We start from the raw sequence: 14,844 nt of genomic DNA on the forward strand, positions 1-14,844 counted from the left end.
ATTAAAACTTAAAAACAATAATAATAAGAGGCTGTCCTGGGTTCGGAACTTTGGTCAGTACAGGCCATTCCTCCTGCATAGGGACCGGGATTTTTACCATTCGTAATTCCGGTCCCTTTATTTTAAACAACTTCTGAGAAATAATTCCTTTTATAGTTGTGGTCTTATAGATTGCAAATCGTTTTTAGTTTTTTGCTATAATCGGCATTTAACGGCTCGTTGGTTTGGGCAAGGCGTTGTGATCCTACGTTGGCAGGGCAGGCAATACCTTTAGGGCCGTCATATACCAGGTCGGGTTTAGTGCTGATCAGTTCTTTAGGTACATATATCTGTACCCTGGTAACAGAATATCCACTCGGAAAATAACGGATATAATAACCGTCCGGGTGTAAAGACCATATGCCCGATGGCACTTCCGGATCAGGCTGCGGGGCTATGCCGGCCAGCATGGCGTATTTTTCCATTTCTTCATATGATGCATTGCCCGATGCGGCCAGCTGGCGGATGTTATTTTCGGCCTCAAAAACGCTTTGGGCCGCGGCCGGCAACTGGTCTTTGGCCTTTGCTATAAGACCTGCCGGGAGTACACCCAATGCGCCACCCTCCAGCATAAGCAGTTCCTGCGGAGATAATAAAGTGGTTGCTGTTAGTTTGATATCTGTACCAAAATCAGCAAAACGGGTACGGGCCACTATTGCCCAAAGTAATACCTGGATACTGCGCTGTTTTACTTCGGGATGTTTTTCGGCATTTTTAAGTATCAGTATCACCACATCGGCCTTGGGGCCCAATACCGGTGCCAGCATATAGCCATCGCCGGTGCTAGGGCCACGTGTACCGGCGTGCAGGCAATAACTTTTATTGGTCATTTCAAAAAAGCCGGTACAAAGTTTAAAACCGCCGCCTGGCGCTTTGGGTAAAAGGTACAAAGGCTCGGGTTGCTGTCCTTCAATAAATGATGGTGGTTTGGAACCTGTTTTGTTTACATCTTTAAAACTGGTTGTAATGGCCTGCGGTTGTTTCAGAATTTTGCTTAAACCACCGCCCGAGGCTATATCAGTACCTTTATCCAATAATTTTTTACCAAGCCCTCCAAATTGGGCCTGTGCGGCAGTAATGCAAAACATAAATGTAATGAGTGTAGCAATTTTTTTGTGTGTTTTCATAAGTAACAGAATGTTTAGATACCGCTAAATTAACTAAAACAATATTAATCCGGCGTTACAATTAAGTCTGTTTTTTTCGGACAACTTTAAAGGTATTATATCATGGCTGCCCAAATATAAAGACAACACTCCGCAGTGGTGATGATTTCGCTATCGCTTTACGCAATAATAAATGTATTTTCAAAAAATGAAACTCACATGATGTATTGACCGTATAGTAAATTGATTTTTTGTACGTTTCGATTTTGTATCTTTCTATATTTAGGTCGCTTGTAACCCGCTGTAACAATTATCATATACTTGTCCCGCATCAACAGATTATAACGCAGGTTGTGATTAATTAATAAATAAAATGCCCGGTAAAGACACAACCAATTTAAAATTGACGAATCAAATCGGCAATACACTTTTCGATCTGTTTGTATCAAATGTAGCTGAATGCGCCATATTCATGACGGATCCTGATGGCTATATTTTAACCTGGAATAAGGGGGCAAAACATCTTAAAGGCTATACGCAAAAGGAAATATCAGGAAAAAACATTTCTATTTTCTATACGCCCGAAGATGCACTGAAGCTACAAAGCCACCTTAGCCTTGCGCTGAAAAACGATAAGCATGAATATGAAGGATGGCAGGTAAAAAAGGATGGCACCAAATTTTGGGCCAGCATTATTTTTACCCCGATATATGACGATAATCAAAAGCTTTTGGGATTTGCCAAGCTCACGAGGAGTATAAACCCCAAGGATAAAAGCCAACCGTTAAGTACCCCCAGCCCGAAAACAACAAACGGCAAACATAAAAAAGCAGTACTACCTCCATTAAATTTCCAGAAACTTATCGAAAACAGCTACGATGGCATTGCCCTCATGGATAGCGATTTTAAATTATTTTACAGGAGCAACGCAACAGGGCGTATAAGTGGATGGAGCGACAAAGACCGGCTTAAACATGAGTTTGTAACATTGATCCATCCGGATGATAAGCCGGTTATTGAACAAACCCTGCGAGAAATATCATCAGCGCCCGGTACATCTATGCTGATTACCGTGCGCGCCATGCACAGGGAAGGGCATTACATTTGGCTCGAAAGTCTTTATACCAATATGCTCAATGATCCTGATGTTAATGCCATTGTATGTAATTTCAGGGATATCAGCGAAAGAAAAAACGCCGAAAACCTATTAAAGGAACGGACCGCGCAGATTGACCTTTTTTTGGACCGCATTACAGATGGGTTTGTTTCGCTGGATAAAAACTTCTGCTACACTTATGTAAATAAAACATTTTGCGCCTCCGTTGGCATCCCGGCCGAATTGCTCCTTGGCAAATGTGTGTGGGATATGTTTCCTGCATCTGTAGGGTCTGAAACCTATAAAGCTTTCTACAAAGCGTTTAATGAACAAATATTTATACAGAGCGAAGATTATTACGCGCCATTAAACCTTTGGTATGAAGATACCATTTATCCGTCGGAAGCAGGCCTGTCTGTTTTTATCAAGGATATAAGCGAAAAGAAAAAGGCAGAGCAGCAGGTATTAGAAAAACAGCAGGAGTTGTTGAAAGCCCGGGAAATGCAGGCGGCCATACTGAATGCATTGCCGCCTTTAATAGCTTTACTTAATAATGAAGGCAAAATTATTACCGTAAATGATTCATGGAAAAAATTCATACAGGAAAACAAGCTTGATATTCCTGCCTATGGCGTAGGTTGCAGCTACCTGGCTATCTGCGAAAAAACCTTCGGCTTTGATAATATTTATATAGATAAAGCCGCAAAAGCAATTAACAGCGTGTTATGGGGCCAAATAACTGAGTTTAGCCTGGAGCACCCCAATAATTTGGCCGATAAAAAACACTGGTTTAAACTCCTGGTAGCACCCTTGCAAGACAAAAGCAGTAACAATGCAATTGTAATGCATTTGGATATCACCAATCGTAAAATTGCTGAACAAGCTTTGATCAAGTCTGAAGCCAACCTCCGGTCGATATTTGAAAACACCGACCTTTCGATTGTACTGCTGGATACTACGCTTAAAATAGCATCGTTTAACACCAATGCACAAAACCTTGCCATAAAACATTTTGGTAAAAAGTTAAAGGTGGGGAGCGAAGGCCCTGCCTTTTTACCTAAAGAGCGCAAGAGCCTTATTGAGGAAAGCATAGGGCGTGTTATTAAAAATAACGAAATAGTTACTTACGAGACATTTTATAGTATGGAAGATGGCTCGATGGAGTGGTTTGATGTAAAATGGATAGGCGTTGTTGGCGAAAAAGGCGACAATGTGGGTGTGATACTTACTTTTAAAAACATTACCACGAAGAAGCAGTATGAGAAGGAGCGCAGCAAGATAACAGCAGACCTTGTACAGCGCAACAAGGACCTGGAAGAATACGCTTATATTGTTTCACATAATTTAAGGGCGCCGGTGGCAAACATTGTGGGGCTGTCAAATATATTAAACGCCGCCGAACCCGACATCGACGATATAAAAGGGCCGTTACACGCCCTCTCGGTCTCGGCAAATAACCTGGACAAAGTTGTTATCGACATGAACCAGATATTGCAGGTTACCCGGCGGGCGAACGACAAATTTGAATGGGTATCATTTGCTTCGGTTATTGAAGATATCCGGGAAGATATTTGCGGTATGATAGCTCCAGACAGGGTTACTTTAAAAAACCATTTTAGCGGAACTGATAAGTTATGGAGCCAAAAGAGTTTTTTACATAACATATTTTTGAATTTAATAACCAATGGCATTAAATACCGGCGCGACGGCCATGATCCTGTTATTACCATACAAAGCGTGCGTACAAAAAATTTAGTAACGTTAACTTTTGAAGACAACGGTAAGGGAATTGACCTTGAAAAGCACGGCCATCAAATATTTGGCCTGTACAAAAGATTTGACAAACATACCGAAGGCAAGGGCATGGGGCTTTTTATGGTAAAAACACAGGTTGAAAGCCTTGGCGGTCGCATTAGTGTGCAAAGTACCCCCGGAAAAGGCACAAAATTTACAATAGAAATGCCTGTATTGGATCCTGATTTAATTTCGTGAAGGCGGATTGAGAAATTGGTTGCTTTAAAACAGAATAAGCCCGGCCACTCTCTGTTCGAATAGCTATAGCCTTATAACCAATAGCTTTACTTTTTTAATAAATCATCCCACTCATTCGAAACCCAAAATTCACTAACTGCAAAAATATTGGTGGTGAGGATATGCTGTTGCTGGTAAGTTTAAACGGCGGCGTAGGGTTTTATTACCAAACAGATTTCAATTGTTTTGTTCAATTCTTAAATCAACCTCATTGTCCATCGATCCCAAATTAAAAACGGGAATGTTGCCAGCTGCTTCCCATCCTTTTGTTATTGCGTGTAAAATTACCTGACGCACTATATACCCGGTTACAACAATTTGTTGCTTTGCGGCTTGCCCCTTACCGCCGTCTGGTAAAATCCATTCATGCGTAACTTTAGAGTGGTATTCAAAATAGGCTCTTATTAACCGGTTCTGCTGCTTTATAGGAATTATAGAAAGACTTATCCCATCATCAGTGCCCGTTATACTCCAGGCATACTTCACATCATCAACGGTAATATTCCTCAATCCTTTTTTAGGCGATGCCATGGTTGAAACTCTTATATATCAATTGGAACTAACATTTTCTTCCTTAACTAATTTGTTTGCTTTCCGAACGTAAATAAAAATTACAGATGCTACAAATAAACTAAAACAAGCGTTAATTAATGTTCCGATGCCTTCAGCCTTATACGTTTTGTCGGTTGAAGTTATACTTTCAATCCCGTCATAGACCTCGTACAGGAAATACAAAAACATATAGATACTTGCAGCGAGGGAGATTTTTCGGTACTTAACAAAAAACGTGGACATAGGATTCGGTTTTGGTTTATATAAAAAAAGCAAGCCTTTTTTGACCTGCTTTTAGACTGTGATCCCATTTGGATTCGAACCAAAGACCTACAGATTAGAAATCTGTTGCTCTATCCAGCTGAGCTATAGGACCATCGATAAAATCAACGACTTTACGGCAAAATATCATGCCATCGTGTTTTTCGCGGTGCAAATATGCAAAATTATGCTGAATTATCAATCACAAATTTGTGATTTGATTAACGAACTGCCCTTTTTTCGACTCTTTTATAAGCGTATTCGGCGGATTCCACGTTTACATAATCGGAGAATTTCGGGTTGGGATGATATTGTTTTTTAATGTATTTTAAAACTCCGGCAAATAGCACACCTATCATCAACAACAAACAAAGCGAGAGCAATATTGCTCCAAAGGTAATTACAAAGTCCATCTTAATTAGTATTTTATAGTTATTACGCAAACAAATTGTAAAGGTTATACATTTTTTAAATTGCGGTTGAAATGGAATTATTGCGGGGAGAAAAAACAAGGCAAAATAAAAGCCCCTTGCACTCGCTGCTTGGGGCTTTAAACCTAAACCTTATCACAATTAATAAGTGTGAAACACTTACCTTATGAGGTAGCAAATATATGGTTCTAATGTATATGTTCCAAATTCCGGACATAAATAGTATGACGCATTACATAAAATTAACAGAAATATTACAGTTTTTTATGTAAGACGGGATCGGTAGCAGATGCAATGATTAATCCAATTAAACATCCTGTTATGGCTGTTACCAATAAATTGCCTGGTGAATGCGAATGGTTATCTATAAATACCGTCCTTGTAACCGTAGTTAACGCAGTTATCGTTGTTTCTTTTTGTTTGATGTTCTTTCACGAAGATAACATCATCTTCATAATGTAAATCGGTGCCTCGCTCATTTCCACACCTATTCTATATATTTGATCAACCTATATATTTGATCAACCACCATTCCACAATCATGAATACAACAAAAAAACTTTTCCCCTTAAATGAGGACTATACCCGCCGTAAATTCATTTTTAACTTAAGCAAAGTAGCCGTGGCATCGGCATTGCTGAGCGCTCCGGTTGTGGGCCAGGCTGCAATTTTTTTTGAGGTTAAAGAGAATGTAACCGTCGGGCTAATCATCGATAAATTCATCAGCCAGATTGCCGGCGCGCCTTTCCCTAAAACTGTAGATACGCTTAAATCGGGCAGTTTGGATATTAAAGTTAGGGGCATTGTTACCACCATGTTTGCCACTGTTGAGGTAATAAAACAGGCCATCGCCTTAAACGCTAATTTTATCATCGCCCACGAGCCTACCTTTTACAATCATGCCGATGAAACCGGGTGGCTGGCCAATGATGATGTATACCAATACAAAGCCAAACTGCTTAAAGATAACAACATTGCCGTGTGGCGTAACCACGATTACATTCACAGCCTTAAGCCCGATGGCGTAGGCATGGGCGTACTAACCCAGTTAAACTGGGCGGCCTATTACCGGCCCGACCTGGGTAACGTGCTTGTGCTCCCCCCTACCAGCTTGGGCGCTTTAATTGACTACCTGAAAAACAAACTATCCATTAACACGGTGCGGTACATTGGCGACCCGGCGCAAAGCTGTCAAAAGGTATTGTTTTTACCCGGTGCTGCCGGCGGCAAAAGGCATATAACCGAAGCCGGCAAAATAAAGCCTGATGTATTAATTGTTGGCGAAATACAGGAGTGGGAAACTGCCGAATATGTTCGCGACGCGCAGGCAAAGGGGGATAACTTATCCCTGGTTGTATTAGGCCATATTGCCAGCGAAGAGCCCGGGTCGGAGTTTATGGCGGGTTGGTTAAAACAACATTTTCCGGCGATTAAATCGGTCCATGTCCCGGCAAACAATTCGTTGTCGTTCAGGTGACATTTAACCGGCTTAGTGTAATTATACACAAGTATTATTGATAGATGTTGTTAAATAATTTAACATTACGTACAATTGCAAAAAAAATGACCGCAATGGCCTAATCCTCAATTACATGTTGATTTTACATTTATTATAATACCCAGATGTAATAAAAATGTGTTGTTGATAATGATACTTTAAGCCAGTAACGTTAGATTTTGTGTAAAAAGAAAGTGTAATTAGCATAAAAATGGCAATTTTTATGATTTAGATTACAAAGTGTTTTTTTTACAATAAGTTAATCATACTTTTAACCCAATTTTTCTAATAAAACTTTATTTATGATCATAATTGCTGACGGTGGCTCAACTAAAACAAACTGGTGTCTGGTTACCGAAGAAGGTAAAAAAGTGTATTTCAACACCGAAGGTTATAACCCTTATTTCTCGAGCACCGAGTACATCATCCAATCGTTAGGCGAAAGCTTGCCTACCGACCTTGATAAAAACGAGATAACCGAGGTTAATTATTACGGGGCGGGTTGCTCAACAGATGATATGCGCAATCTTGTAAAAGTTGCGATGGAAGCTGTTTTTACTAAAGCTAAGGTGTACATAGGCCATGATTTGCTTGCCGCGGCACGCGCTCTGTTAGGCAATACCGAAGGCTTTGCGGCTATTTTAGGTACAGGTACCAACTCTTGTATCTACGATGGTAAAGATGTTGTACATAACATCGATTCGGGAGCTTATATCCTGGGCGATGAAGGCAGCGGCTGCTACATCGGCAAAAAACTATTGGTTGATTATTTGCGCGGCTACATGCCCGAGCCGGTACGTAACCTGTTTTGGGAAACTTTTAAACTTACGCCCGATGACATTAACGAGCAGGTTTATACCCAGCCACGCGCCAACCGCTTTTGTGCAAGCTTCAGCAAGTTTGTGTATGATAACAATGTACACATTGAGTACTCACGTAATTTGGTACGTACCTCGTTCGAAGATTTTTTCCGCAACCTGGTTACCCACTACCCCGATTATCAAAAATATACTTTTAACTGCATAGGATCGGTAGGTTACAATTTCCGTAACGTACTGGAAGAAGTAGTTACCGAAAACGGAATGGTTGTTGGTAACATTATCCGCTCGCCTATAGATAACCTGGTAAAATACCATTTGGAGTTATCGCCGAGTAGTTTGTAGTTGGCAGTTGGCAGTTGGCAGTTTGCACTGCATACAAAAGAGCTTCAGTGATTAAGACTGAAGCTCTTTTGTTTAAGATTGTATCTTACAACTGAAACTGTGCTATTGGCACCACTGCAAACAGCTCGCTGAGTACTGCGCACTTTGGTTACCAATTGGAAACTGCAAACCGCCAACTAAAAACTGCCAACTGCTACCCGAGGCTCATCTCACCCTGAAATATCTTCCCGTACTTCCGTTTATCAAACTTGTACAATTTGGCGGCACGGTACGATACGCCTTTTTGCTTCTCGTCCAACTCTTTCAAAAAGCCGTAGCTGAGCATTTTTTTGCGGAAGTTCCTTTTGTCGAGCTTTTTATTAAGCACAGCTTCGTAAAGCGATTGCAGTTGGGTAAGCGTAAATTTCTCGGGCAACAATTCAAATGCTATTGGCTGGTAATGCAGCCTGCGGCGGATTTTATTAAAGCCGGTATTAAAAATTTCGCTGTGGTCAAATGCCAGCTTAGGTAAATCGTTTACCGAATGCCAGATGGCTTTTTTGGCAAACTGGGTTACCGGCCGCAACTCCTTTTGCCCGTTAATACGGATAAGCGCGTAATAGGCAACCGTAATTACACGGCCCTGCGGGTGCCTGTTTACTTCACCAAAGGTGTGAAACTGCTGCATATGCAAATCGCGAAGGCCGGTAAGCTCATACAGGATCCGCTCGGCGGCATCGTCTATGCTTTCGTCCTGCTCAACAATGTAGCCGGGTAATGCAAACCAATCTTTATATGGTTCTTCGTTACGCTCAATTAATAAAATCTTAAGTTCGCCGGCTTCAAAACCAAAAATTACGCAGTCTATAGAGAATACGGAATCGAACTTAGGCAGCATTAGTTCCAAAATACTTATCGGGATTTAATTTACAGTTTAAATATATGACGTTAATTCCTAATCTAAAAAAAAACAAATAAATTTAATGGTGTAATTTACACACTGTATCTTCGTAGCACAAATTTAGTAGTGTAAAGATGCAGAAAATTTCAAAAATTGCTGTTTTAACTTCGGGCGGCGATGCACCGGGCATGAACCCGTGTATCCGCGCTGTTGTTCGTACAGCATTATATAATGGCCTCGAGGTTGTAGGTGTGCGCCAGGGCTATAAAGGGCTTATCGAAAACGACATGTACGATATGAACAAGCGTTCGGTAAGTAATATATTGAATTTAGGAGGCACCATCTTAAAAACCGCCCGTTGCCTGCCTTTTAAAGAGGCCGAAGGCATGGCCACCGCCTACAAGCATTTAAAAGAGCATGGCATTGATGCCCTGGTAGTAATTGGCGGCGATGGTACTTTTACCGGTGCCCTGCGTTTTTCAAAAAAATATCCCGATATCGCTGTCATGGGCGTTCCGGGCACCATTGATAATGATCTTTGCGGTTCAACCTATACACTTGGGTTTGATACCGCCACCAATACCGTTATTGAAGCTATCGACAAAATTCGCGATACGGCCGATGCGCACGACCGCCTTTTCTTCATCGAAGTAATGGGCCGCGATTCGGGCGCTATTGCCCTGCGTGCCGGCATTTCATGCGGCGCCGAAGCTATTTTACTGCCCGAAAAACAAACCGCCATTGAGGATTTGATCCAAAACCTTAAAACGGGCCACATGAACAAAAAGTCATCAAGCATAGTAATTGTGGCCGAGGGTGATAAGAATGGCGGCGTGTATGACGTGGCGAAAGCAGTACAAAAAGAAGTTAAAAACTACGACATTAAAGTAACTATATTAGGCCACTTGCAAAGAGGGGGCAGCCCATCCAGTTTCGACAGGATTTTGGGTAGCCGTTTGGGCTTTGCGGCAGTTAACGCTTTGATAGCCGGGGAATCACAAAAAATGGTAGGTTTGCAAGCCAATAATATTGTGCTCACCAGTTTGGAGGAAGCGCTTAACCATCATGAGTTTAAGCTGGAAGCAGATCTTTTACAAATGGTTGATATATTATCGATATAATAATTAATGATTGCAGTAGTTTATAGTGGTTCGTATTTTGCACATTGGCGCCTGGCCGATAAAGGAAGAACTATAGCTTCCTTTAAAACCAATGGTATCAATCCCTACTTTAACGACGAAAAGCACATCCTGCAACTCCTTAATAAAAACATCAACCTCATTCACCACGCCGAAGAAATAAAACGTATTTACTTTTTTGGCGCCGGTGCATCGTCAGATGAACGCAAGGCCGTTGTGTACAACGCACTTTCGGCATTTTTTAAATTTGGCAAGGTAACGGTTGAGCATGATATTACCGCGGCGGCCATCGCCTGCTGCAAAAATTCGCCGGGCATTGTAAGCATCTGCGGCAGCGGCTCAAACGCGGCCTGGTACGATGGCAAAAAGGTTGCCCCCAACAATTACGGCCTGGGTTACATCCTGGCCGATGAAGGCAGCAGCAACTGGCTGGGCAGGCAGCTTATTAAAGGTTTCATGAATGAAACCCTGCCGCCAAACATCCGCAAAAAGTTTGTTCATAAATACGATGCCGACCGCAAAACGCTTTTGGAGAAGGTTTATCGTCAAAAACAACCAGCCTTATTCCTGAGCTCGTTTGTTGATTTTTACCTGGAGAACCGTACCGACAATCATCTCCAAAACGTCATAAAAAAAGGATTTAGCAGCCTAATTTCCACATATTTAGTACCTTTACATAAGCAACATCCCGATGCCTCCATATATTTTGTGGGCACGGTTGCTGCCAATTTTCAGGAACTTTTATATGAAAGCGCTGCCGAAGCCAATTTGCAGATAACCAACATTATAAAAGAACCCATAAATAATTTATTAACCTACTATTCTAATAAAAATTAAAAATCATGAAAATAGGAATTAACGGTTTCGGCCGTATTGGCCGCCTGGCATTCAGGGCCGCAATTGAAAGATCCGACATTGAAGTTGTTGGTATTAATGACCTGGTTGAGCCGGATTACATGGCTTACATGTTAAAATACGATTCAACTCACGGACCATTCAAAGGCACTATTGCTGTTGAAGGCGGTCATTTGGTTGTAAACGGTAAAACCATCCGCGTTACTGCTGAGAAAGACCCTGCTAACCTTAAATGGGGCGAAATAGGCGCTGAAGTGATCATCGAATCAACAGGCCTTTTCCTTACCCTCGAAACTGCTCAAAAACATATTGATGCCGGTGCAAAAAAAGTAGTAATGAGCGCGCCAGCTAAAGATGATACCCCTACATTTGTAATGGGTGTTAACCATAAAGAGTTAAAAGCCGATCAAACTATCGTTTCAAATGCTTCATGTACCACCAACTGTTTAGCGCCTATCGCTAAAGTATTGGATGATAACTTTGGTATCGAAGAAGGCTTAATGACCACTGTACACGCTGTTACAGCTACTCAAAAAACAGTTGATGGCCCAAGTGCTAAAGACTGGAGAGGTGGCCGTGGTGCTTACCAAAACATCATCCCTTCATCAACTGGTGCTGCTAAAGCAGTTGGTTTGGTGTTACCTCAGTTAAAAGGTAAATTAACCGGTATGTCGTTACGCGTACCAGTTGCCGACGTATCTGTTGTCGACTTAACCGTACGCTTGAAAAAAGGTGCTTCATACGAGGCCATCAAAGCAGCTATGAAAGCAGCATCTGAAGGCGAATTAAAAGGCATTTTAGGCTACACCGAAGACGAAGTAGTATCTGAAGACTTTAAAGGCGATGCACGTACATCAATTTTTGATGCAAAAGCAGGTATCGGCCTGAATGATAACTTCGTTAAAGTTGTATCATGGTACGATAACGAGTGGGGTTACTCAAACAAACTGATTGACCTTGTTCAGGAATTAGGCAAATTCTAATTTCCCTTTTCCCAATCTTAATTTATACTAACAAAGCCCTGGCAATAGCCGGGGCTTTGTGGTTGATAGTATCGAGTAGTAAGTAGTAAATTTTTTTTATTCCCCTCTAGATAGGAGGCGGGATGGGTTGAGCAGTGGCGGGGTGTGTTTGCCAGCGTTTCATTGCGCATGTTTAAACACATCTTACTACTTACTACTAAAAATGGCAATGCCTGTAGCCCGGGCTTTACATTCATACTGCGCAGGCCTTAGCCACATTGCCCGGTATCTCCGTCTGCCGACAAGCAGGCATTTCCATCCCTATTGCGAAATGATGAGCAACTCAACCCATCATGTCCTTGCGTACTTGTTGTCTCCTTACGGTCTCTCCCACCCTATTAAGTCGCCATTTTTCCCTGCTCTAAGGAAAGCAAAGGCTTTGTAGAAACGCTACACTTTTTAATACCCCGGCCACTGTCTTAATTCTTGATTCTTGTCTCTTGATTCTTTTCCCCCATCCTGCTTTAAAAATAAATCCCGTAAACCCTGCATAATGTCATAATCCTGTTATATTTGATTTTATATAAACCAAAACTCATTCCTGTAATTTGGGTTATTGTTACAAGCCCCTACAGGTTATCTATATCATGGCCAAAAAAACGAAGACAACCGACACCCCGCTACCGGAAGAAAAGCCTGTAAAAGAAAAAAAAGCAGTTAAAGCTGCCACAACTAAAGTTGAGGCTAATGCTGTTGCAGCTACCGCCAAAAAAGCCGTAAAACCCAAAACAGCAGCAGCCGAAAAAACAACCACGCCTAAGCCTAAAACGGTTAACGCAAAAGTTGCCGAGGCTGTACAGACTACGCCCCCTGTAATATTAAAAGCAGTTGAGCCATATAGCCGCTTTACTGATTTTGATATCAGCTTATTTAAATCGGGCAAGCACTTTAAACTTTATGAAAAGTTTGGATCGCATGTGGTGGAATATCAGGGGGTGGTGGGTACGTACTTTGCAGTTTGGGCGCCAAACGCGCAGTATGTATCGGTCATAGCAAACTTTAACGGCTGGAACCGTGGCTCGCACAGTTTGAATGCCCGCTGGGATTCGTCTGGCATCTGGGAAGGTTTTATCCCGAATGTAGGCGTGGGCGAAACCTATAAATATTATATCAAATCGTCAACCGGCGAAGACCTGGAAAAGGCCGATCCTTTTGCCCTGCGCTGGGAAGTACCGCCAAGCACGGCATCAATAGTTGTTGATACCTTTTACGAGTGGACCGATGGCGACTGGATGGCCAACCGCCACGAGCATAACGGGCTTGATAAACCGTACAGCGTTTACGAGGTGCACCTGGGCTCATGGGCCCGCAGCCCAGAAAGTCCCGACCAGTTTTTAACCTATACCGAACTGGCGCACAAGTTGGTACCCTACGTTAAAGAAATGGGCTTTACCCATGTAGAGTTTATGCCCATAATGGAGCACCCGTATTATCCAAGCTGGGGCTACCAGATCTCGGGTTACTTTGCAGCCGCGTCGCGCTATGGCTCGCCGCAGGAATTAATGTATTTGATTGAGGAATTTCATAAGGCTGGCATCGGGGTAATACTGGATTGGGTGCCCTCGCACTTCCCGGGCGATATTCATGCTTTATATAAATTTGATGGCACGCACCTGTATGAGCATGCCGATGCCCGTAAAGGCTTCCACCCTGATTGGAAATCGTACATATTTAATTACGGCCGCAACGAGGTTAGGGCATTCCTGATCAGTAACGCGCTGTTTTGGCTGGATAGGTATCATGCCGATGGTTTACGGGTTGATGCTGTAGCATCTATGCTTTACCTTGATTACTCGCGCAAGCATGGCGAGTGGGAGGCAAACATTTATGGCGGCAACGAAAACCTGGAAGCTATCTCGTTCCTGAAAGAGTTTAACGAGGCCGTTTATAGCCATTTCCCATCAACACAAACCATTGCAGAGGAATCTACGTCGTTTACAGGCGTTAGCCGCCCGGTTTATTTAGGTGGCTTAGGTTTTGGCATGAAATGGATGATGGGCTGGATGCACGATACCATCGATTATTTTAAAGAAGATCCTATTCACCGTAAATATCACCATAACGAGATCACCTTTAGTACCATATACGCCTTTACCGAAAACTTCATGCTGCCTTTCTCGCACGATGAGGTAGTATATGGCAAAGGCAGCATGCTGCGCAAAATGCCGGGCGATGAGTGGCAGCAGTTTGCCAACCTGCGCCTCATGTACAGCTACATGTTTACGCACCCCGGTACCAAATTATTATTCATGGGCGCCGAGTTTGGGCAGGGCGATGAGTGGAATTATAGCCAGTCGTTACAATGGCATGTAATGCAATACCCTAATCACCAGGGCATGTCGGCAACGGTAAAAGCGCTCAATCAGCTATACAAAGATGAGCCGGCGCTATATGAAAAAGCCTTTGACTTTACCGGTTTTGAATGGATAGACGGCGGCAACGCCAATGATTCCATACTGGTTTACGGCCGCATGGGACACGACAGGGCAGACGACCTGGTAATTATCCTGAACATGACACCGGTACCACGCTACAACTACCGCATTGGTGTACCTGCACCCGGCCAATGGAAAGAGATCTTTAACTCCGATGCTCAAAACCTTTGGGGTAGCGGCATTATCAATTACGACCCTGTAAATGCCGATGCCGAAAAATGGCATGGTAAAAATCAATCTATCAGCATTACCATACCACCTTTGGCGGCTACAGTATTTAAAAAGCTGCCTGTGGCGCCCGCAAAATATGAGCTGAAGCGATAATTTAAAGGTAGT

At 42.5% G+C, this 14,844-nt stretch carries 11 protein-coding genes and 1 tRNA gene; 7 read left to right on the plus strand and 5 right to left on the minus strand.

What is annotated here, in order from left to right; all coding sequences use genetic code 11:
- Nucleotides 1-164: 164 nt before the first annotated feature.
- Nucleotides 165-1,166 (minus strand): hypothetical protein, encoded by a 1,002-nt coding sequence (locus AC1DXF_RS26640; RefSeq protein WP_477451734.1) that lies wholly within the window; start codon nucleotides 1,164-1,166, stop codon nucleotides 165-167.
- Nucleotides 1,167-1,518: 352 nt separating this feature from the next.
- Here AC1DXF_RS26640 and AC1DXF_RS26645 point away from each other — a divergent pair, with 352 nt between their 5' ends.
- Nucleotides 1,519-4,233 carry a PAS domain-containing sensor histidine kinase gene (locus tag AC1DXF_RS26645; RefSeq protein ID WP_477451735.1) on the plus strand — a complete coding sequence of 905 codons (2,715 nt, stop codon included), beginning with the start codon at nucleotides 1,519-1,521 and terminating at the stop codon, nucleotides 4,231-4,233.
- 216 nt (nucleotides 4,234-4,449) lie between these two features.
- On the opposite strand, the gene AC1DXF_RS26650 is transcribed toward AC1DXF_RS26645, so the two are convergent.
- From AC1DXF_RS26650 to AC1DXF_RS26660, 3 genes are all read right to left on the minus strand, one after another.
- Nucleotides 4,450-4,803, minus strand: coding sequence for a hypothetical protein (locus AC1DXF_RS26650; RefSeq protein ID WP_477451736.1), 354 nt, complete (start codon nucleotides 4,801-4,803; stop codon nucleotides 4,450-4,452).
- A gap of 323 nt (nucleotides 4,804-5,126) precedes the next feature.
- Nucleotides 5,127-5,200: transfer RNA gene (locus AC1DXF_RS26655), tRNA-Arg, on the minus strand.
- 106 nt (nucleotides 5,201-5,306) lie between these two features.
- Nucleotides 5,307-5,498, minus strand: a complete 192-nt coding sequence (locus AC1DXF_RS26660) for a hypothetical protein (RefSeq protein WP_477451737.1) — start codon at nucleotides 5,496-5,498, stop codon at nucleotides 5,307-5,309.
- Nucleotides 5,499-6,057: 559 nt separating this feature from the next.
- On the opposite strand from AC1DXF_RS26660, the gene AC1DXF_RS26665 reads away from it, so the two are divergent.
- Nucleotides 6,058-6,993 (plus strand): Nif3-like dinuclear metal center hexameric protein, encoded by a 936-nt coding sequence (locus AC1DXF_RS26665; protein WP_477451738.1) that lies wholly within the window; start codon nucleotides 6,058-6,060, stop codon nucleotides 6,991-6,993.
- Between the two features lie 323 nt (nucleotides 6,994-7,316).
- The gene (locus AC1DXF_RS26670; RefSeq protein ID WP_477451739.1) at nucleotides 7,317-8,177 is read left to right on the plus strand and encodes an N-acetylglucosamine kinase; all 861 of its coding nucleotides are present in this window, start codon (nucleotides 7,317-7,319) and stop codon (nucleotides 8,175-8,177) included.
- A 193-nt stretch (nucleotides 8,178-8,370) separates the two neighbouring features.
- Here AC1DXF_RS26670 and AC1DXF_RS26675 read toward each other — a convergent pair whose 3' ends face one another.
- A complete protein-coding gene (locus AC1DXF_RS26675) occupies nucleotides 8,371-9,063 on the minus strand; it encodes an NUDIX hydrolase (protein WP_374759825.1) in 693 nt (230 codons plus the stop codon).
- A 128-nt stretch (nucleotides 9,064-9,191) separates the two neighbouring features.
- On the opposite strand from AC1DXF_RS26675, the gene pfkA reads away from it, so the two are divergent.
- From pfkA to glgB, 4 genes are all read left to right on the plus strand, one after another.
- Entirely contained in the window at nucleotides 9,192-10,178 is a 987-nt protein-coding gene (gene pfkA, locus AC1DXF_RS26680; RefSeq protein ID WP_477451740.1) for a 6-phosphofructokinase, read from the plus strand.
- A 6-nt stretch (nucleotides 10,179-10,184) separates the two neighbouring features.
- Nucleotides 10,185-11,033, plus strand: coding sequence for a hypothetical protein (locus AC1DXF_RS26685; protein WP_477451741.1), 849 nt, complete (start codon nucleotides 10,185-10,187; stop codon nucleotides 11,031-11,033).
- A gap of 5 nt (nucleotides 11,034-11,038) precedes the next feature.
- Nucleotides 11,039-12,034, plus strand: coding sequence for a type I glyceraldehyde-3-phosphate dehydrogenase (gene gap / locus AC1DXF_RS26690; protein WP_477451742.1), 996 nt, complete (start codon nucleotides 11,039-11,041; stop codon nucleotides 12,032-12,034).
- 626 nt (nucleotides 12,035-12,660) lie between these two features.
- The gene (glgB, locus tag AC1DXF_RS26695; RefSeq protein WP_477451743.1) at nucleotides 12,661-14,832 is read left to right on the plus strand and encodes a 1,4-alpha-glucan branching protein GlgB; all 2,172 of its coding nucleotides are present in this window, start codon (nucleotides 12,661-12,663) and stop codon (nucleotides 14,830-14,832) included.
- Nucleotides 14,833-14,844: the final 12 nt, after the last annotated feature.

Source organism: Mucilaginibacter sp. P2_A5 (assembly GCF_056404995.1).